Genomic DNA, 21,378 nt, shown 5'->3' on the forward strand with positions numbered 1-21,378 from the left:
TATACAAAATATAAATTTTAATTTACAAAAAGTAACACTTTTTCAAAAAAATTAATTTTATTTAATTTATTTTTCATAATTTTTATCATTTTTTGCATATTCTTTCTTAAATACAAAAAATAAAATTTAATTTTTTTGTATATACAAAATTAAGGAGAAATTATGGGAATTTTAAAAGGAACTTTACCAGCTTTATATACACCATATAAAGATGATGGAAGTATTAACGAAGTTGAGTTTTTAAAGATGTGCGAATGGGGCATTGAAAAAGGACTTAATGGTTTGTTTTGTAATGGTAGTGCGGGAGATTCTCAAGCAATGCCATATGAAATGAAAGTAAAAATGCTAGAGCTTTCAATTAAAGCTACAAATAATAAAGTGCCTGTTATTTGTGGGATAGGAAGTTGTATTTATAAAGAGAGCTTAGACCTTGCAAACGAAGCTTATATAAAAGGAGCTAATGCGCTTTTACTTATGATGCCATATTATTATAAGTTTAATGATGATACGCTTTATACTTATGTAAAAGACTTACAAGCAAAAGTAAAACTCCCACTTTATATTTACAATATTCCACTTTTTGCACCTGCAATGAGCTTAAATCTAATTGAAAAATTAAGCAAATTACCAAATATTGTAGGTATTAAAGATAGTAGCGGAGATGCTTTGTTGCTAAATCATATTTTAGATGTTGTGCCAAGTGATTTTGATGTATTTGTGGGTCGTGAAGAGCATTATTTTGGAGCTTTAATGATGGGTGCAAAAGGTTCAATGACAAGTGCAGGATGTGTTTTCCCTGACGTTATGAGTGCGATTTATAAAGCATATAATGAGAAAAATTATGAAAGAGCAATCAAGCTTCAAAAAGCCTTGCTACCAGCTATTAGATTTGGAATGAGCTTATCATTTCCTATGGGCTTTGCGCTTTTACTGAAAGCTCGTGGTTTTGCTTTTGCAAACAAAAGCATTCACCCACTAAGCGAAGAGACCTTAAAAGCACTTGATGAAAAATTCGAATATGCAAAAGAATTAGTTAAAAATATAGAAAGTGTGTTATGAAAAATAGATTTTTAAAAGTTAGTGAAATTGACAATGTTGCAACTGCAATAAGTGATTTAAATAAAGGCGAAGTTTTTAATGAAGTTACCTTATTAAATGATATTAAAAGCGGACATAAATTCGCTTTAACTGATATTAAAAAAGGTGATTTTATCATTAAATACGGCGAAGTAATAGGAGCAGCAAGTATTGATATAAAAAAAGGCGAGTGGGTTCATACAACCAACACCGAAGGCGTTCGTGGTAGGGGAGATAGCTGTGATAGTTCAAAATTAGAAAATGCTTTAAGATTAAGTCAAGAAAGTGCAAATAAGAAAAATCTAAATGCACAAGATTCAAAACACGAAAAAGTAATTTTGAAAGGCTATAGAAGAGAAGATGGCAAGTTTGGCTTAAGAAATAAGGTCTTAATAATTCCTAGCGTTGTATGTGCTAATAAGGTCGTAGAAAACATTGCTAAAGCGTGTCCTGAAGCTGTATATGTAACTCATCAGCACGGATGTAGTCAGCTTGATTTTGATGCAGAGCAAACAAGAATGCTAATGGCTGGAAATTGTGCAAATCCTAATGTATATGCAGCACTTGTAGTTGGGCTTGGTTGTGAGACTATTAGTTCAAATTCTGTTAAAGAATTAGCAAAAAGTTTAGCTCCTTATAAAGATATAAGAGCAATTAGTATTCAAGAGCTAGGTGGTATTACAAATACAACAAATGAAGGCATAAAAATAGTTAAAGATATGCTTGAAAATGCTAGTAAATGTGAATTAAGTGAAGGTGATTTTAGCGATATTATCTTAGGTACTGAATGCGGCGGAAGTGATGCTTATAGTGGGCTTAGTGCAAATCCATCTTTAGGAAGTTTAAGTGATTATGTAGTAGAGAATGGTGGAGCTGTAATTTTAGCTGAAACAACCGAGCTAATAGGAGCTGAAAATATCTTAGCAAGGCGTGCAATTAATGCTGAAGTTGAGAAAAAGATATATGAAAAAATCTATGGCTTTGAAGAAAATGTAAAAAATAGTGGCTCAGATATTCGTGGTGCAAATCCAAGTCCAGGAAATATAGCAGGTGGGCTAACTACTATTGAAGAAAAAAGCCTTGGTTGTGTTTATAAAGCAGGGACAAGCAAAGTTGTAGATGTGATTGATTATGCAATGCCAGTTACTAAAAAAGGTCTTACATTTATGGATACTCCAGGAAATGATATAGAGCAGCTTAGTGCTATGGTTGCGGGTGGAGCTAATTTAGTTGTATTTACTACAGGTCGTGGAACTCCAACAGGAAGCCCTGTAACTCCAACGATTAAGCTAAGCACAAATAATTTTTGTGCGAAAAATATGGCTGATGTGATTGATTTAAACGCAGGCGAAATCGTAGATGGCAATAAGAGTAAAGAAGATATTAGAGATGAATTAATAGAGCTAATTGTAAAAATTAGTGAAGGCAAATTAACAAAAGCAGAAATCAATAAACAAAATGATTTTAGCGTTTGGCGACTAGCAACAACTTGCTAAGTCTTAAATAAAGGGGGATTTATGGAAAAAATAGTTAATAAAATGTATTTAAAGATAATGCCTTTAATACTTTTAATGTTTTGTTTAGCAATGCTAGATAGATCAAACATTGCTTATGTAAAAGATTATATAGAAATAGACGCTGGTATTAGCAAGGCTGCATATGCTTTAGGTGCAGGGATATTTTTTATAGGCTATGCGATATTTGAAATTCCATCAAATTTATTATTGCATAAATTAGGGGCAAAAATTTGGCTAAGTAGAATTATGATAACTTGGGGACTTGTATGTATGGCTATGATTTACATAAAAGATGAAACAAGTTTTTATATTCTAAGATTTTTATTAGGGCTTAGCGAAGCAGGATTTAGCCCAGGGGTTATTTTATATCTTAGTTATTTTTTCCCTACTATTTATAGGTCAAAAGCTTATGGGTTTTATCAATTAGGAGCACCTCTTGCACTAATGCTTGGTGGCGTAATTACAGGGGCTATATTAGATTATGCACCTAGCGTTTGGTTTAAAAATTGGCAATGGATGTTTATTATCCAAGGTGCTATTACTGTTATAGTTGGTTTTTATGCTTATTTTAAACTTGCAAGTAAACCTGAAGATGCTAAATGGTTAAGCGAAGAAGAAAAAGCAATTTTAATTGCTGAACTTGAAAAAGAACAAAATAATAAAGAAGAATTAAATTCTAGCAAAGCTTTATCATCAATTATTGTATGGAAATTCGTTTTAGTTTATTTTGCAATTCAGCTTAGTGTTTATGGGGTTTTATTTTATTTACCTACTCAAGTTTCACATTTTTTAGGGACAAATGTTGGATTAAAGGTTGGAATTATTAGTGCAATTCCTTGGGCTGTTGTATTAATTGCTCTACCTATTATTACAAGTTATGCTGATAAATTAAGAGCTTGGAGTTCTTTTAGCATTGCATTATTATTGTTAGCTGTTGTTAGTATGTTTTTATCTGTATTTATAAATTCTTTAGCTTTATTTATTTTATTCATATCTTTAGCAGCTGTTGGTTTTATAGCGATTCAGCCTATTTTTTGGAATTTACCAACTCAAATCTTAAAAGGCACAGGAGCAGCAGCAGGAATAGCATTGATTGGGGCTTTAGGCAATCTTGGTGGTTTTGTAGCACCTAATTTAAAAAATTATGCCGAAAGTCAATTTAATAGCTCTTATGCAGGTTTAATTGCTTTATGTTTGGTCGCATTCTTAGGAGTGCTTATGTTAATACATTTAAAAAAATCTTACACAAATATTAAATAAGGAGAAATTATGGATTTAGGATTAAAAGGAAAAGTTGTAGTTGTTACAGGTGGTGGAAAAGGTATTGGTGGCGGCATTAGTATTTGCTTAGCTAATGAAGGTGCAATTCCTGTTATCGTATCTCGCTCTAAGCTTGATAGTGATTTTGAAAGCAAAATTAAAGCACTTTGCCCAAATTACGGCTTTTATCAATTAGACTTATCAAAATGGCAAGATATTAGTGCAGTTGTAGAGCAAATTGTGGCTAAATATGGCTCAATTTATGCACTTGTTAATAATGCAGGTATGAATGATAATCTTCATATTGAAAGTGCTACAACTGAAGAGCTTATTAAAAGTTATTATAGCAATTTATTTCATTATTATGAAATGACAAAGTGCTGCCTTCCATATATTAAAAAAGAGCAAGGAAGTATCTTAAATATCTCAAGTAAAACAGGTATCACAGGTCAAGGAAGAACCACAGCATACGCAAGCGCAAAAGGCGCTCAAATAGCTATGACAAGAGAGTGGGCTTGCGCTTTTGCACCTGATAATGTTAGAGTAAATTGTATTTGCCCTGCTGAAGTTTGGACTCCGCTTTATGAAAAATGGATTAAAAATTTCTCTGACCCTGAAAAACAATATCAAGAAATTGCAAAATTTATTCCACTAGGTCATCGCTTTACAACTTGCGAAGAGATAGCTGATACTGCGGTATTTACAATAAGCCCAAGAGCATCTCACACAACAGGGCAGATTTTAACTCCAGATGGTGGTTATATGCATCTTGATCGTGCATTAAACTGGGAAAATTAAGGAGAGAAAATGAATAAAAATGTAAAAATTGCAATTATTTTAGTAACTTCATTATTTTTCTTATGGGGTGTTAGCTATGGACTTGTTGATGTTATGAATAAAAACTTTCAAAATCATCTAGGCATTACTCAACAAAATAGTGGCTATTTGCAAATGGCTTATTTTGGGGCGTATTTTGTGATGGCACTACCTGCTGGCTGGATTGCTTCAAGATTTTCTTATAAGGTTGGGATTATTACAGGACTAGCACTTTATGCGATTGGTTGCTTACTAATAATTCCTGCAACTAATATGGCTAGTTTTTCTATGTTTTTATTTGCATTTTTCGTTCTTGCGTGCGGGCTTGGAGCACTTGAGACTAATGCAAATCCTTATATGACAAAGCTAGGAGATGAGAAAAACGCTTCATTTAGAATTAATGCAGCTCAAAGCTTTAATGGTTTTGGACAATTTGTTGGACCTATTATTGGTGGAAGTTTATTCTTATCAATCACTCATAGTGGCGAAAATGCAAGTGCTGCAGAAAAAGAACAAGCATTACTTGAAAATATGTTTAATGTGCAAATGGTTTATGTAGGAATTGCTTTAGTAGTGTTTTTAATCTTACTTGCATTTGTGTTTAATAAAATTCCAGAAGGTAGCGAAGTAAGTGAAGAAGTAGAGTATAAAGACAACTCAAAATCAATCGATGTATTTAAACATAGACATTTTAACTTAGGCGTATTAGCTCAATTTTTATATGTTGCAGCTCAAGTTGGAGCGGGGGCGTTTTTTATAAATTACGCAGTAGAACATACAGCAAGTTTAGGAGAAAAAGCTTTAAGCGATGAAAAATCAGCATATTTTTTCTCAGCTGCACTTGTTGCGTTTATGATAGGAAGAATTGTTACAACTCCACTTATGAAAAAATTTAAAGGCGAGAGTATTTTGGGGCTTTATTCATTAATAAATGTTGCATTGTGCTTTTATTTATATATTGCTGATGGAATGATTAGTGTTTATGCTTTAATTTTAGTATTTTTCTTTATGAGCATTAGTTTTCCTACTATTTTTGCCGTTGCTACAAAGGATTTGCCATTAAATCAAGTAAAACTTGGTGGCTCAATATTAGTAATGAGTATTTGCGGTGGTGCAATAATGCCTACAATTATGGGTTCAATAAATGATAGTTATGGCACAGGTGCGGGATTTTTAGCTTTAGCTCCTTGCTTTTTATATGTAGCATTATATAGCTTTTTATGGACTAAAAAGTCATGAAAATAATTGATACGCATTTTCATATATGGGATAAAAATGATATTAGTTGGGTGCAAAACGCCCCAACTAGATTGCAAAGAGATTTTTCTTTTGATGAATATTTAGGTGAGTTTAGCAAAAGTGATTTTTTAGGTGGGGTTTATGTAGAAATAAATGCTAATAATCCTAGCCAAGAGAGTGCAAAAATGCTTAGCTTTCAACATAAAAAATTACTTGCTTTATGCCTTGCTACGATAGGTGGTGCTAGTTTTAGAGAAGTTTTACATACAAAGCCAAGTGGATATTGCTTAGGCAGTGAGTTTAAAAAGACTATTAATCTAGTAAATGCAAATGATTTAATGTTTGAAGTTTGTATAAACGAAGATGAGCTAAGTAATTTTAGTAAAATTGCAAAGGAATTTAAATCAGGAATTATCTTTAATCATTTTGCAAATATTAAGGATTTTAGCGGCGAAGATAGTTTAAGGCAAATTGCTAAAAAAGAAAATATTTATATGAAATTATCTTGTCAAGATGATTTTATTTTAGGTAAGGATTATTCAAAATTACTTGATATGGCATTTAATATTTTTGGAGAAAGTAGAATTTGTTTTGGCTCAAACTATCCTGTAAGTGAGTTAAAACCAAATGAATGGATTAGAATAATTGAAAATCATTTTAAAAGTGATGATTTAAAAGAAAAGATTTTTTATTTAAACGCAAAAGAAATTTATAAAATAAAGGAGATTTAAAATGCAAAGATTTGGGCAAATTATAAAAGTTATTCCGGAAAAATTAGCTGAATACGAAAGACTTCACGCAAACCCTATGGAAGGTGTAAATGAGATGATAAAGGCTTGTAATATTCGTAATTATTCAATTTATAATTTTGGCGAGTATTTATTTGCTTATTTTGAGTATGTAGGGAGTGATTACGAAGCTGATATGGCAAAAATGGCAGCTGATGAGAATACTCGTAAGTGGTGGGCTTGCACAGACCCTTGCCAAATATCACTTGGCTATGCAGGTCAAAAATGGCTTAATATGAAAGAAGTTTATCATTTAGATTAGACTTTTCATATTAAGTTTAAAATAATTCTTATTTAACTAAATTAAATAAGAATTAAAAATATTTATATAAAGAAAAGTTCTTTAGCATTATCTTGTAATATAATTTTAGCTTTATCATTAGTAACTTTTAAAAAATCATCTAAAGCTTTTTGATAATTTATTTTGCTTTCGTAATTAGTATGCGGCCAATCACTTCCATAAACAAAGCGTTTTATATCAAAAATATCGCTTAATTTATCAAATACATCTTTACTAAACGCTAAATCTTCATCTAATCTATAAAAACCACTTACTTTAAAGTTAATATCTAAATTTTTATAATTATTAAACTCATCTAATAATTTAAAAGTATCTTTATTAGGTCTTGCAAGATGATCAATCATAATTTTTACATCATATTTAGCTAAATCATCAATGATAAATAATAATTTATCTAATTCTTTATGTAATTCTATGTGAAGATTAAATTCTTTAATATATTCTAAAGCTTCTTTATAATCATCAAAATTAGGCTTATCTTTTCCTATTAGATTAAGCCTTAATCCACAGACATTTTTTTCTTTTAAATCACTAATATTATTAGGGTCAATTACCACAATTCCCCTTAAATTAGAATGCTCTTTTAAAGCTTGTAATAAATATGAATTATTAAAACCTAAAAAACTAGGCTGAACTAAAACACCATAAGAAAAATTAAATTCCTTTAAATTAGCCAAATATTGTTCGCAACTTGCATCATAATTTGGCACATATCTAACTACATTAGCCGAACTTATATTTGCTCTAAAAATGTGAGCGTGAGTATCTATATACATAATTCTTCCTTAAAAAATATTCATAACAATAATCCCAGCAAGTAATGCTGCTATAAAACCTATAGGAATTGCTCTTACAAGTAAGCCTTTAAATAAACTATCCTTATGCTCGTTTGCAATCGCTCCTAAAACCAATGAACCTCCAGAGCTAAATGGAGAAATAGCACTAGCTTGTGCTCCAATTACTATGCAAGTAAATAGCACAACTTCACTAAACCCACTTGCATTGCTTAATGTAGGCACAAGTGGGAAAAGCGCAGGAGTAACCACTCCTAAAGTGCTAGAAAATAGCGACATAATAGCTGCAATTATCATCATCATAATAGGGACAATTATTTTTGGCACATTGCTTTCTACAAAGCCTGATAATTGATTAATCACACCTGCTTTAGTAGCAATGCTAACAAGTATCCCAACTCCGCAAATCATAATCAAAGTCCCCCAAGGAATAAGTGCTATAACTTGCTTTTCATCTCCTAATTTTAAAAGCAATGATATAGCTACAAAAACAATAGCTATTAATCCTATATCTATTTTAGAATTTATAAAAGTTATAGTTTTTTCATTGGGAAATGCTATGTGTAATAAAGGAAATGCTAATACAAAAACCATCATAAGTGCCATTAAAATTAGTGTGGTTTTTTGTTTATCATTAAAAGTAATTTTTTCGCTTAATAATTCTATTTTTATATTAGATTTTTTTGCTTTAAATACAAAAAGACTGATTACAAAAATAGGCAAAATAAAAGTAAATAAAAATATCACAAAAGCATTAGAAAATGCAATATCGGGATTTATACTTGATTTTTCCATAAGAGAGCGAAATATTATTCCACTTTGAGAAGTTGGGAAATTTGCCCCGCCTAAAGCACCATAATTAATAGCCATAGCTCCACCAACTCTATCAAGACCTGTTTTTTCGCAGAGTAAAAAAGTAATTGGAGCCATAAAAGCTAAAACACTATAAAATCCAGCACCCATTGCAGCAATTAAAGCCGATACTAAAAATATAGCATAAGGTAAAAAATACGGATAATTTTCAAATTTTTTAATCAAAAATGCAGCTAGTTTTTCTAATGTCCCATTAACACTTGCAAAATTATAAAATAACGAAACCGCAAAAATAACAAAAAATATAGAAACAGGCCAATAAGAAATAATTTCTTTAGGCTTTAAATCCATAAAAAACGCACCGATAATATAGGCAAATATAATTGCAAAAAATCCTATATTTAAACGAGTTTTATAGCCAATTAGAATTGATAAAACAATGGCTAAGATAATAAAACTTGTAAGCATATTAATCCTTTAATTAAAAATTTTTTTTTAAATTCTTTTTTAAATTCCAAATAATTTATGTAAAATAACATTAATTTGATTAACGAAGAAAAAAGGAGAAATAATATGAATAATTATGAATTATTTTATAATGAAGCTAAGAATATGTTTAAAGATAGGATATTTAATGACTATCTTAGATGTTTTGCTTACGGAATTGATGCGTCTTGTTATAAATATGTCCCTAAGATAGTAGTAATAGCAAGAAATGAGAGCGAAATACAAGAAATAATTAGACTAGCAAATAAATATAAAACTCCATTAAACTTTAGAGCAGCAGGAACTAGCTTAAGTGGTCAAAGCTCAACGGATAGTGTTTTAGTAGTAATTAAGTTTGCATTCAAAAAAATCGCTATAAATGATGATGCTAGCGAGATTAGTTTAGGTTGTGGTGTTGTTGGAGTTAATGCTAATTTATCATTAGCTAAATTAAGTAAAAAAATTGGCCCAGACCCTGCTACGATTAATTCAGCTTTAATTGGTGGTATTGTTGCTAACAACTCAAGTGGTATGTGCTGTGGAACTAAGGATAATTCTTATAAAACTTTAAATAGTATTAGAGTGATATTAAATGATGGAACTATCCTAGATACTAAAGATAAAGCAAATGTGGAAGAATTTAAAAGAACTCACGCTAATTTAATTAATGAAATTAGAGCTATTAAAGAAGAGATTAAAAATGATAGCGAATTATATGAATTAATTAAACGCAAATTTAAAATCAAAAACACAACAGGCTATGCTATAAATTCTTTCATTGATTATGATGATGAAATAGATATTTTAGCTCATTTATTTGTAGGTAGTGAAGGGACTTTAGGTTTTGTTAGTGAAGCAAGACTTAAAACTATTGATGATTTACCTTATAAAGCCTGTGCTTTATTGTTTTTTAATGATATTAGCGACGCTGCAAATACTATTAGTGAATTTGCAAAATATGATTTTATAAATTCAGCTGAAATTATGGATTATGCTAGTTTAAAAGCTGCTAGTAGTTATGATGAATTAAAAGATTTATTAAGTGATATAAAAGACAATAATACCTGTGTATTAATTCAAACTGAAAGCGATAATGAAGAAGTTTTAAATGCAAATATAGTTAAAATTAAAGAGCTTTCAAGTAAAACTTTTAAATCATATTATTCTAAAGAAAAAAGCGAATATGATTTATGGTGGAAGATTAGAAAAGCGCTTTTACCAATAGCAGCTAGTAAAAGACCTGTTGGAGCTACTGTTATTACTGAAGATGTGTGTTTTGAGATAAAAGATTTAGCAAATGGTATTAGTGCTATTCAAGATTTATTTAAAGAATTTAATTTTGAAGGTATTATTTTTGGTCACGCATTAGCTGGAAATATTCACTTTATCATCACTCCTAATTTAAATGACAAAACCGAATTTGAAAATTTTGCAAAATTAGTAGAAAAAATGTCAAGTGTAGTAGCTAGTTTTGGTGGAAGTATCAAAGCAGAGCATGGCACAGGAAGAATGGTTGCACCTTTTGTTGAGATTGAGTGGGGTAAAAAAGCTTATGCTATAAATTGCAAGATAAAAGATATTCTTGATAAAGATAATATATTTAATCCTGATGTAATTATTACAAAAGATAAAGATATTTATAAGAAAAATATCAAAAACCAAAGCCCTGTTGATGAAGCTTTAAATTTATGTATGGAATGTGGATTTTGTGAGAGATTTTGTCCATCAAATGAAATCAGCCTAAGCCCTAGACAAAGAATTGCAGTGCTTAAAGAGATGAAGAGTTTAGAAGAATTAAACGACGAAGATAGCAAGAAAAAATTAAAAGATATGAAAAAGCTTTATAATTTTTATGTAGATACTACCTGTGCTGCTTGTGGGGTTTGTTCTATGGTATGTCCTTTAGGTATTAATTTTGCTGATTTTAGCTTAAAATATAGAAAAGCAAATCAAGGAGCTATTTCAAGAATTATTGGTAATTTTGCTTATAATCACCACGAAACTACTTTAGCTCTAGCAAAAACTTCTTTAAAAATTGCTAATAAATTTGATAATTACAAATTAAATAATTTACTAGCTACATTTAATTTACCACAAAGTAGAAATTACTTGCCTAGAGCAAATGATTATAAGTATTCAACAAATACTCAAGAAGAAAATGTTATATATTTTACAAGTTGTTTAAATAAAGCATTTAAGCCTAATGCAAAAATGAGTGATAAAAGAAGCATTCAAGAAGTATTTGAAAGTCTATGTAAAAAGGCAGGAATTGGAATAATCTACGCTCCAAATGATTTATGCTGTGGAAAGGCTTATGAGAATTATGAAAATATTCAAATTGCTAATGAAGCAAAATTAAATGAGTATTTATCTAATCAAAATTGCAGCGTTGTGATTGATCATTCTGCCTGTTCGGCTAAGGTAGTTAAAAATCATAAAGGTAAAGTTTATGATTTGAGTGAATATTTATACAAAGTAATTGCTCCAAGATTAAAAATCACAAAAGTAAATGAGCCAATAGGCTTATATATTATGTGTGCTGCTAGAAAAATGCATATAGAAGATAGCATAATGAGTTTAGCTAAATTATGTGCTGATGAAATAGTAATTGATAATGATACATACTGCTGTGGATTTGCTGGATATAAAGGCTTTTTAACTCCTAAGCTAAATATAAGTGCTACAAATAATTTTAAGAAATTTTATTCAAGCACTAATGTTAAAAGAGGCTTTAGTTCATCTAGTACTTGCGAAGTAGGACTTAGCGATGCTACTAATATGTCTTGGCAACATATTGCTTATTTATTAGACGAATGCAGTAATTAATCATTGAAAGAATTTGAAAATTAATTTTCAAATTCTTTAATTGTTTTAGACTTGTCTTATTACATCAATTACACTGCCATCGCGATATTCAACGACGGCTACTATTCTTTTATTTGATTTTTCATATTTACAAACTCCGCAAATATCATTTGCAATACTAGCTAATTCTTTTATATCAAGTATTTTTAGCCTTGAGTTTTTTAAGGTTTTTGCTAAAGTTTTATCATTTAGTGCAATTCCGTATTCGCAAACAAGTGCATTAATGCTTTCTCCTGGAGTTGTAATTGAGTTTATTTTTTCTTTAACGATAGCTTTTCTAGTCCTAATTAAATTAGTAGTAATTATTGCTAGTTTTGCTCCTGCAGCAGCGTCGCTATGTCCACCACTTCCGCCCATAATATATCCATTTGAACTAGTCATTACATTGGTATTAAAATTAGTATCAACTTCAGTTGCTCCTAAAACAACGCAATCAAGTCTATTTACTATAGGAGAGCTTGTGTGAATGTTTGCATACAAACTTGAGCTAACTTCGTAATGATTAGGATTAGTTTGCAATGATTTTAAAGCTTCTAAATCAAAACCTTGAACATCAAAAATATTATTAAAATACCCTTCATTATATAAACTAACTAAATATGCAGTTATTCCGCCCATAATAAATGAGCCTTTGATATTTTTTTCTTTCATAATTTCTTTTACATAATGAGCACTTGCAAGGCTTATCCCACCAGCTCCTGTTTGAAATGAAAAACCATCTTTTAAAAGCCCGCTTTCATCTATTAAATTAGCTGTTGTTTTAGCAATTTTTAGCTGAATTGGGTCTTTTGTAATATCAGTTGTGCCTGATTTAATACCATTTGGATCACCTATCTCATCAACCATTAAAACATAATCAATCTTATCTTGAGTAATACTAGGATTACTTAATGGATAAGGATATATAGTATCACTTACTGCAACGCTAACTTTAGCAAAGTCTGCATCAGGCATAGCATAACCGATTGAGCCAAAGGCATTTTTACCCATAGTGCCGTTTATATTCCCTGCGTTATCAGTTGCACTTGCTGCAATAAATGCTACATCAATTTCTAAATCCCCCGCATAAATTGCTCTAGCACGACCGCCGTGGGTTCTAAAAATAGCTACTTTTTTAAATTCTCCACGAGAAATAGCATTTGCGACTTTTCCTGTGCAATAGTTTGTATCTATTTGAGTTATTATTCCTTTTTTTGCATATTCTACTAAAAAATCATGAGTTGGAAAAATTGCACTAATTGCTAGTTTTAAATCATTTATGCCTAGCTCTTCACAAGCTTGTAAGATAATTCCTACTACTTTATCCCCATTTCTTAGATGATGATGAAATGATATTGTATCCCCACTTTTTAAGCCTGTTTTTTTGATTAATTCTTTTACATTTGTATAGACTTTATTATCAGTTGGGTTTGATAATTTTATATGCTTTTTAAGTGATTTTTCTTTAGGTTTTAAGCTAAATGCTCCGTTAAAAGCAATTACTTCTCCATAATCTTTAATATAATCAATATTCATAGAATTTCCTTTAAAATCTTTTTAGCACGATTAACAATAGGTGCATCAATCATTTTGCCATTTAGTGAAATTACTCCACTTTTTTTAAGTTCGGCTTCTTTTATAGCGTTTAGGACTTGATTAGCCCAGATTATTTCTTTTTGGCTAGGTTTAAAGCAATTATGAATAGTATCAATATGTCTTGGGCTAATTACTAATTTGCCATCAAATCCTAGATTTTTAATATAAGTTGTATCGGCTATTAATCCATTTTCATCATTTATATTTGTATATGGAGTATCTATTGCATCTATTTTTGCAGCCTTACATACATTTAATAAATAATTTCTAGCAAAATCAATCTCAACTCCACTCTCGCTTCTTCTTGCACCAATTTCGCTCGTATAATCTTCTGCACCAAAGCAAATAGCACTAACGCCATTTAAAAATGCTAATTCTTTAGTATTCAATAAGCCAAGTGGAGTTTCTATTAAAAGTAAAATTTCAATTTTTGGATTTAAATTCTTAGTGTATTTGATAAGTTCTTTAATCTCTTCTACATTTTCAGCTTTTGGGATTAATATGCTATTAATTTTAGTTTTTGATAGTGCTAAAATATCGTTTTTTGCATTCTCTAAATTAATCCTAACTATTTTTTCACATTCATAATTTAGCATAGTTAAGGCATTGCAAACTAGATTTAAAGCACTATCTTTTTGCATAGGACTTACTGCATCTTCTAAGTCAAATATAATAGCATCAGCTCCAAATAATCCTGCGTTTTGAATATTTCCTGCATTATTTCCTGGTATAAATAGCAATGTTCTTCTCATTTTTCTAACCTTTCTAATGCTGTTTTTAGCCTTGCTAAGATACAAAAATCTAAAGCACCTTTATCATTTATCTCTATTAAAACATTTGTATTTTTGTGTTCTTTACAATAATTTTGAATTAAGTTCTTAATATGTTTTGCATAAGGATTTTCTTTTTCATTTATAAATACGATTTGAAATTCCTTATGTTTTTGAATATTAATTAAACAATCATTTGATTCAATAGTTCCAACGCTAATCATCTTAAACTCCAAATTGTGCAAATAAAAATGTAGCAGCTATAACCGTGCAAGCCCCGCCAATTCTAGTTGAAATCTGTGCAAATGGCATAAGCTCCATTCTATTACAAGAGCCTAGAATTGCAACATCTCCTGTGCCACCAAGTCCTGAATGACAAACCATAACGCAAGAGCATTCAATCTCAAACATATTTAAAAACTTTGCACAAAAATACCCAGTAAGTGCCATAGTAGTAACTACGCTAAAGCAAATTATTATAAAAGCAATATTAATTGCAGCAATTACATCTTTCCAAGGTGTCCAAATAACTCCAACACCTACTAAAAGAGCCCAAGTTAGGTTTTTGCTTACAAATTGATATATGAAATTAGCTCCGTATTCTAGGCTTTTTGGCATTATGTTTAAAACTTTTGTAATAGCAGCCATAATAATCATAATAATTGGAGCAGGAATTGAAATTATCATATTTAATAATTTTCCTATTAAAAAATAGCATACCGCAACGAGCAAACCAGCACCCATTAATTTAATATCAAAAGGCAAGGTATCGTTATTTAAAGAATTGATATTTTCTTCTTTAGTTTTTACTAAAAGCCCATTTCCACTTAAATGTGGCTTTTTTAGAGCTAGATTTTTTAAATATCCTGCATAAGCAATTGCAAATAAGTTTCCAAGCATTGCAGCAGGTGCTAGAAGTGCTATTATATTTGATGAATTGGCATTTCCTAAAATCTCTGAATAAGCAACACTTAGTGGGATAATTCCCTCTCCAACTCCGCCACTTAAAATAGGAATTGCTATATAAAATACAGCGTGAGCTCCGCCAATACTAGTAACTGAACCTATTAAATATGCTACTATAATAGCTAAAAAAGTTCCTATAAATAAAGGTATAAACATTTTTAAAAACCCTGCAATTAAAATTGCTCGTTTCATACTTAATATACTTCCAACTACTAAAACGCTTATATAAAGATATAAGAAATTAGATTGCTTAATGAAAAATGTTATAGCATCTATTGAGTTTTGATTTAATAAACCATAATAAACCATACAAGATGGAACAAAAATGCTTAATATAGCTGGTCCGCCAATATTTTTTAAAATAGGCACTTTCATACCAATTTCGCCAAGCAGTATTCCTAAAATCATAGTAATAGCAAGTCCGCCTACCATATCTTTAGGAAGTTTTCCAAAATAGCAAGTGAAAAATACAATAAGTGCAAATACACAAAATGCGTATAAATTTACACCACCTATTTGTCTTTCTTTCATAAAAACTCCTTTAAAAATAATTTGAGTTTTCATTTTAAGAAGAATTAAGATTTTGTAAATTTAAGTAATTTAAAAAAGCTTTTAAATAATTAAAATAAGTAAATTAGTTTAATTTATAATATATTTGTGGTCTTCCTTTGGCTTTATATTCTAGTTTTGAAGTAATGTAATTAATTTGTTCTAAATAAGTTAGATATTTTCTAAGAGATATTTTAGAAATATTTGTTAGTTTTTCTAATTCATTGACATTAAACCAAGTATTAAATTCTTTTATTTTATCTTTTATAAGAGCTAAAGAATTTTTATCAATTCCTTTTGGTAATTCATCAATTTGTTTATAAAGAGCTTTATCAATATTTTCTTGATTGATTTTGCTATTTAATAGATTTCTTCTTAACTTATATTGATTTAGTGAGCTTTCAAGCCTATTTTGTTTAAATGGTTTTAGAATATAATCAATTACTCCTAGATTTAAGCTTTTTTGTAAGCTTAAGCTATCATTTCTAGCAGAAATTACAATAATATCAATCTTACTAAACTCACTTTTAATTCTTCTAATAAGCTCAATTCCATCAGTATTTGGCAAGGTTAAATCAAGCAATATTAAATCTATTTCATTACTTAGCAAATAATTTATAGCATCATCTACTTTAGTAAAACAAGCTAGTAATTTAAACTCACTTACTGATAAAAGAATGTTTTTATTAATATCTTGCACCATCAAATCATCTTCAACTATTATTGTCTTAATCATTATTAATCCTTAAAATTACACTAAAAGAGCTTCCGTTTTTTAATTTACTAACACTTATTGTTCCATCATAATTAGCAACAATTTTAGCACATAAATAAAGTCCATATCCTCTAAATTCACCCTTAGTAGAATAGCCTTTAGTAAATAAGTTTTCTTTATTTTGAATGCCGCAGCCATTGTCTTTGCATTGAATTTTTAGGTAGTTTTTATTATTTTTTATAAATATTTCTATATTTTTATTTTCTGTATTGCTTAATGCGTCTATTGAATTATTTATTAAATTTGAAAGAATGCTAATAATATCATTTTGTAAATTACTATCATTTAAATTATCTAAAAATGATTTTTTATTAAGATTTATATTGATTTTTAATTCTTTTGCAAAGGCGAATTTGCTTTCGCAAAAAGCTAGGATTACTTTATCATTGATATTGCATAATAATTTATTTAAATTCTCTTTATTTTTTAAAATCAATTCATCACAATAATTTTTTGCTTCATTTATATTATTATTTTCTAATAAGGCATTTATTATGTGAAGTTTGTTTGAGAATTCGTGATGATTTGCTCTTAGGGCTTCGGCGTATTTTTTGACATCTATTAGCTCATTTGCTAATTTTTTAACTTCTTTTATATCTTTAAAAGATGCTACAACTCCTGCTATATTATTATCTATAAAGTATGGAATTCTATTTGTTAAAATTGTGATTTCGTTTAATATTTGCTCTTGATTTAATTCAGCTATTTTTGTATTTAATACTTTTTGCATATTTGAATGTGGGATAATATTGGCATTTTTTCCTATTAAATCATTATCTACTAAGGCTAGTTTAAAAATATCTTTAGCTTTATCATTTATTAAAGTAATGGTGTTTTTATCATCTACTGCAATTATCCCATCATTTAAAGATTGCAAGATAGCGTTTTGTCTTGCAACTAAACTAGCTATTTGTTTTGGTTCATAACCTAATAATATGTTTTTTATATTTTTATTTAGTATTTTTGCTAGTATTAAAATGATTATTATAAAAATAATTATCAAAACAAAATTATATTTATTTTCTTCTAAAATTATTTGATTTAGATAATCTACGAATACTCCAACTATTACAGCACCTATAATTTGATTATCTTTATAAATTGGGCTAAAGCTTCTAATTGAGCGTTTTAAAGAACCTTTTGCTATTGAGATATAATGTCCTTGTCCGTTTAAAACTTGTTTAGCGTCCCCACCTTCTACTAAAGTGCCTATTAAATCTTTATTAGGGTGGGTTAGTCGCTTTTGGTTTTTATCTATTATTACTATGAAATCAAGATTTAATTCTTTACTTAATTTGTTTATATCTTCATTTAAATTAGGATTATTTATATCAATATTTTTTGCTAGAGTTTTTGATATTGCTTCTATTTTATGAGTAATTTCGTTTTCAATTAATTTTTTGCTTTGTATAAAAATAAAAACAGATGTAATGCTTAAAACTATAAAAGAAATTAAAAAAAATGTTAAAGTAATTTTTGTAAATAATCTCATTTAAAATTCCTAATAGTTTTTTGGATACATTATATTAAAATCATTTAAGGAATTTGAAATTATGCAAAAAGATTTGCTTCAGCTAGTTTTAGAACAAAAAGAAAAGAGATTTAATGCAAGACTTGAATACGAAAATATTTATAAAACTCCTGTAATTTGCTTTAGCCTAAATCTTCCTTATATGTATAAAATAGCTAATATTAGTGAAGTTAAAGAGTTGTTTTTATTCGGAATTAACGAAGTGCTTAGTTTAGAAAATATCATAAATTATAGTGTTAATTTAGATGAATTATTTTGCTTATTTGCGATTGATGATGAAGCTTTAAATATAAAAAAACTTACTATATCTTTAGAAAATAAATATAATTTTTCAAGATTATTTGATTTTGATGTATATTTTAATAACGAGACAATTAAGCTAAGAAATGCAGGTAGGAAGTGCTTTTTATGTGATGAATTAGCCATAGTTTGTCAAAGAAATAACACTCATACAAAATCTAGCATATATAAAAAACTTGATGAATTATTTGATGATTTTTATGTGCATATTTGCATAAATAAAAGTATTAAAAATAATTTTAGCAAAGCTGCTTTAAAGGCATTATTGTATGAAGTTAGCTTATCTCCTAAAATCGGCTTGGTTGATAGATTTAGTTCAAATTCTCATAATGATATGAACTTTTATACTTTTTTAGATAGCGTAAGTGAATTAAGAGAATATTTTGATAGCTTTTATACCTTAGCAAAATTATCAAAAAGAAATGATTTTATTAGGCTTAAAAAAATAGGTCAAATAGCAGAAAAATCTATGTTTAATGCCACAAATAATATAAATACTCATAAAGGTGCTTTATTTTTGTTTGCGATTATGATTTTTGCTTGTAGCAAAAGTGAAGATGAATTATCGCTTGAAAATATCTCAAAAATTACAAAAGATTTATGTGTAAATCTATGTCAAAATGAGTTAAATAATAATCTTAATTCAATCGGTGGGATTTGCTTTCAAAGATTTGGGATTAAGGGGATAAGAGATGAGGTTGAGAAAGGATTTATAAATACTTTTAAGGCTTTTAAATTCTATCAAACTTTTGAGATTAAAAATGATATAAGTTTGTTAAAGACTTTATTTTATATCGTATATTTAATAGATGATACGAGTTTAATAAAAAGATTAAATTATAATTATGATAATTATTTACAAGTAAAAAATACTTGCTTAAAACTTAGTAAATATGATGATAGTAAAATAATAAAAATTATTAATAAATTAAACAATTTATACTCAAGTAAAAACATTAGTTTTGGTGGAAGTGCTGATGTTTTATCATTAATAATATTTTTAAATTTTATAAAAATAAAATAATTTTTTAATAATTACTTAAAAATTATATAAGATTAAAATTTTTTATAAAAAAAAGTAAAAAATCTATGGAAATATTAAGTTTAATTAATTAAAGTAATACCTTTAATTTATTTTTAAACTTAAGGAACAATGATGAAAAAAACATTAATCACATCTATTATTGCGGCTAGTTGCTTGCACGCAGCTGAATATAATATATTCATAGCCAGCTTTAAAAAAGACGATTATGCTACATTAAACAAAATAAAATCAAATATTGAAAAAGTTGTTAATAGTAGCAAATACGCTAATGAATTGGTGGTAAAAGCAAGAGCTAGTGACCCACAAAGTGCAAATAATAGCACATATCACACCGTAGTTGTTGAAACTGCTGATATGTCTAAATCAAAAGTAACAGAGATTAGAAACTATCTTCGCTCAAATTCTATCTATAAAGACGCTTATTTTACGACTAGAAAACCAAATGAACCTAAATTTGCTAAGGTTGATAGCGAAGTAGATACTAATTTAAACAATGACGAATTAACTAGCGAACCAGCTGTTGTAGATAATAATTCATCTGTTTCAAGTATGTTAGATAGTTTAGATGAAAAAAATGATAATGGTTTAAATATTCCTGCATTTAACAATGTTGAAGACGCTAATTCAATTACTTTAAATAAAATGATTGCTAGTGTTCTTGATACAAACCCAAGTGTAAATACTTATAAACAAGAATATTTAAAATCTTTAAAAGACTTAGATATAGCAAGTGCTGAATATTATCCAATGTTAAATGTATATGCAAATGGTGGATATGTTAATAAAAAGAAAAAAGTTAATGTACAACCTGAACAAAAAGGAACAGGCACAACTCACGATGCTTCAATAGTTTTAACAGAAAACTTATTTAATGGTGGAAAAGATATGAATGGCAAGGCTCAACAAAGCCACATTACAAATTCTACAGCTTATAAAGTAATTCAAAATTCAAATGAAATTGTATATGATAGCACTAAAGCATATTTAGATATGATAAAAACTAAACTATTACTTGAAATAGCACAAAAAAATGTAAAAGCTCACGAAGATATTTATGCTCTAATCAAAGATAGAACAAGTTCAGGTTTTGCAAGAGCTAGTGAAGAAAGACAAGCAGGAAGCCGTTTAGCACTTGCTAAAAATAACTTATTATCAGCAGAAAACGATTTTAAAGATGCTGAATCAAGATTTACAAGATTATTTGGTAAAAATGTAGATATTAATTCTCTTGTAATGCCAGAATTTACTTATGCAATTCCTAGTTCAGTTGAAGGCTTAAATGAAATTAGTAAAAAATGTAATCCAAGTGTGAGAATTCAAGCTGAAAATATCAATGTGCTTGAATATGAAACAAAGGTTAAAAAAGGAAATTATTTACCTAAATTAGACTTAGAATTAAGTGCAAACTATGCAAAAGATAAAATCTTTAGAGATTTACAAGCAGATACTAAAGATACTTCAGCAGGTGCTTATTTAAGATTTTCATACAACCTATTTAATAAAGGTCAAGATAAGCTAAATGTTGAAAAAAGTAAAATCGGAGCATTAGCAAGTCAAATGGATTATAATGCTACTTTAAGAGAATTAGAAGAAAGCAATTCATACGCATTTAATTCATATAAAATTAGTAATGATAAATTAAATTATTTAAATGATTATGTTGAATATGCTAAATCTACACTTTTAACTTATGAAGATGAATTTAAAATTGGTAAAAGAGATTTAATCAATGTATTAGATGCTCAAAGCGAATATTTTTCAGCTGCTAAAGAATTAATTAATACAAAGAGCAATATTTTATTAACCCAATACAAAATGCTTGATAATATGGGTGTAATTTCTGAAGGTTTTGTTAATGGTTATGCAAAACAATACATTAATAAAGCTTGCTCAATCTCTGATATTAAGTAA

General features: G+C 28.7%; 18 protein-coding genes and 1 pseudogene. 11 read left to right on the plus strand and 8 right to left on the minus strand.

The features are described 5' to 3' along the window. Window positions 1-162: 162 nt before the first annotated feature. The 8 genes and pseudogenes from AVBRAN12637_RS04815 to AVBRAN12637_RS04850 all read left to right on the plus strand — a co-directional run bounded on the left by AVBRAN12637_RS04815 (window position 163) and on the right by AVBRAN12637_RS04850 (window position 6,959). On the plus strand, window positions 163-1,059 hold the full coding sequence (locus AVBRAN12637_RS04815) for a dihydrodipicolinate synthase family protein (protein ID WP_336608577.1): 897 nt from the start codon (window positions 163-165) through the stop codon (window positions 1,057-1,059). Further along, window positions 1,056-1,313: pseudogene (locus AVBRAN12637_RS04820) on the plus strand (UxaA family hydrolase); the annotation flags it as partial. The gene AVBRAN12637_RS04815 and the pseudogene AVBRAN12637_RS04820, both read left to right, overlap by 4 nt. 99 nt (window positions 1,314-1,412) lie before the next feature. Then, entirely contained in the window at window positions 1,413-2,573 is a 1,161-nt protein-coding gene (locus tag AVBRAN12637_RS04825; protein WP_336607079.1) for a UxaA family hydrolase, read from the plus strand. A 21-nt stretch (window positions 2,574-2,594) separates the two neighbouring features. Then, on the plus strand, window positions 2,595-3,854 hold the full coding sequence (locus AVBRAN12637_RS04830) for an MFS transporter (protein WP_336615425.1): 1,260 nt from the start codon (window positions 2,595-2,597) through the stop codon (window positions 3,852-3,854). Window positions 3,855-3,863: 9 nt separating this feature from the next. After that, window positions 3,864-4,652, plus strand: coding sequence for an SDR family oxidoreductase (locus AVBRAN12637_RS04835; protein WP_336615426.1), 789 nt, complete (start codon window positions 3,864-3,866; stop codon window positions 4,650-4,652). A 9-nt stretch (window positions 4,653-4,661) separates the two neighbouring features. Further along, complete coding sequence (gene fucP / locus AVBRAN12637_RS04840; protein WP_336615427.1) at window positions 4,662-5,909, plus strand: L-fucose:H+ symporter permease; 1,248 nt, start codon at window positions 4,662-4,664, stop codon at window positions 5,907-5,909. Beyond that, a complete protein-coding gene (locus AVBRAN12637_RS04845; protein ID WP_336615428.1) occupies window positions 5,906-6,640 on the plus strand; it encodes an amidohydrolase family protein in 735 nt (244 codons plus the stop codon). The genes fucP and AVBRAN12637_RS04845 overlap by 4 nt, the downstream gene beginning before the upstream one ends. Before the next feature lies 1 nt (window position 6,641). Further along, window positions 6,642-6,959, plus strand: a complete 318-nt coding sequence (locus AVBRAN12637_RS04850) for an L-rhamnose mutarotase (RefSeq protein ID WP_214118470.1) — start codon at window positions 6,642-6,644, stop codon at window positions 6,957-6,959. Window positions 6,960-7,021: 62 nt separating this feature from the next. Here the strand turns inward: AVBRAN12637_RS04850 and AVBRAN12637_RS04855 are convergent, their stop codons facing one another. After that, window positions 7,022-7,774, minus strand: coding sequence for an amidohydrolase family protein (locus tag AVBRAN12637_RS04855; protein ID WP_336615429.1), 753 nt, complete (start codon window positions 7,772-7,774; stop codon window positions 7,022-7,024). A gap of 9 nt (window positions 7,775-7,783) precedes the next feature. Next, window positions 7,784-9,073 (minus strand): SLC13 family permease, encoded by a 1,290-nt coding sequence (locus AVBRAN12637_RS04860; protein WP_336615430.1) that lies wholly within the window; start codon window positions 9,071-9,073, stop codon window positions 7,784-7,786. Between the two features lie 105 nt (window positions 9,074-9,178). Between AVBRAN12637_RS04860 and AVBRAN12637_RS04865 the strand changes: the two genes are divergently transcribed. Further along, complete coding sequence (locus tag AVBRAN12637_RS04865) at window positions 9,179-11,917, plus strand: FAD-binding and (Fe-S)-binding domain-containing protein (RefSeq protein WP_214120166.1); 2,739 nt, start codon at window positions 9,179-9,181, stop codon at window positions 11,915-11,917. 45 nt (window positions 11,918-11,962) lie between these two features. Here AVBRAN12637_RS04865 and citF read toward each other — a convergent pair whose 3' ends face one another. From citF to AVBRAN12637_RS04895, 6 genes are all read right to left on the minus strand, one after another. Beyond that, on the minus strand, window positions 11,963-13,471 hold the full coding sequence (gene citF, locus AVBRAN12637_RS04870; protein WP_336615431.1) for a citrate lyase subunit alpha: 1,509 nt from the start codon (window positions 13,469-13,471) through the stop codon (window positions 11,963-11,965). After that, a complete protein-coding gene (locus tag AVBRAN12637_RS04875) occupies window positions 13,468-14,283 on the minus strand; it encodes an HpcH/HpaI aldolase/citrate lyase family protein (protein ID WP_336615432.1) in 816 nt (271 codons plus the stop codon). The genes citF and AVBRAN12637_RS04875 overlap by 4 nt, the downstream gene beginning before the upstream one ends. Further along, window positions 14,280-14,525 (minus strand): hypothetical protein, encoded by a 246-nt coding sequence (locus AVBRAN12637_RS04880; RefSeq protein WP_336615433.1) that lies wholly within the window; start codon window positions 14,523-14,525, stop codon window positions 14,280-14,282. The genes AVBRAN12637_RS04875 and AVBRAN12637_RS04880 overlap by 4 nt, the downstream gene beginning before the upstream one ends. Before the next feature lies 1 nt (window position 14,526). After that, entirely contained in the window at window positions 14,527-15,798 is a 1,272-nt protein-coding gene (locus AVBRAN12637_RS04885; RefSeq protein ID WP_214120172.1) for a 2-hydroxycarboxylate transporter family protein, read from the minus strand. A gap of 103 nt (window positions 15,799-15,901) precedes the next feature. After that, on the minus strand, window positions 15,902-16,552 hold the full coding sequence (locus AVBRAN12637_RS04890; protein ID WP_214118448.1) for a response regulator: 651 nt from the start codon (window positions 16,550-16,552) through the stop codon (window positions 15,902-15,904). Next, on the minus strand, window positions 16,545-18,083 hold the full coding sequence (locus tag AVBRAN12637_RS04895; RefSeq protein WP_336607027.1) for a sensor histidine kinase: 1,539 nt from the start codon (window positions 18,081-18,083) through the stop codon (window positions 16,545-16,547). Before AVBRAN12637_RS04895 ends, AVBRAN12637_RS04890 begins: the two co-directional genes overlap by 8 nt. A gap of 61 nt (window positions 18,084-18,144) precedes the next feature. Between AVBRAN12637_RS04895 and AVBRAN12637_RS04900 the strand changes: the two genes are divergently transcribed. Both AVBRAN12637_RS04900 and AVBRAN12637_RS04905 read left to right on the plus strand, forming a co-directional pair. Continuing rightward, window positions 18,145-19,446, plus strand: coding sequence for a triphosphoribosyl-dephospho-CoA synthase (locus AVBRAN12637_RS04900; protein ID WP_336615434.1), 1,302 nt, complete (start codon window positions 18,145-18,147; stop codon window positions 19,444-19,446). 132 nt (window positions 19,447-19,578) lie between these two features. Beyond that, window positions 19,579-21,378, plus strand: a complete 1,800-nt coding sequence (locus tag AVBRAN12637_RS04905; protein ID WP_336615435.1) for a TolC family protein — start codon at window positions 19,579-19,581, stop codon at window positions 21,376-21,378.

It is taken from the genome of Campylobacter sp. RM12637 (genome assembly GCF_020137645.1).
Classification (GTDB): domain Bacteria; phylum Campylobacterota; class Campylobacteria; order Campylobacterales; family Campylobacteraceae; genus Campylobacter_E.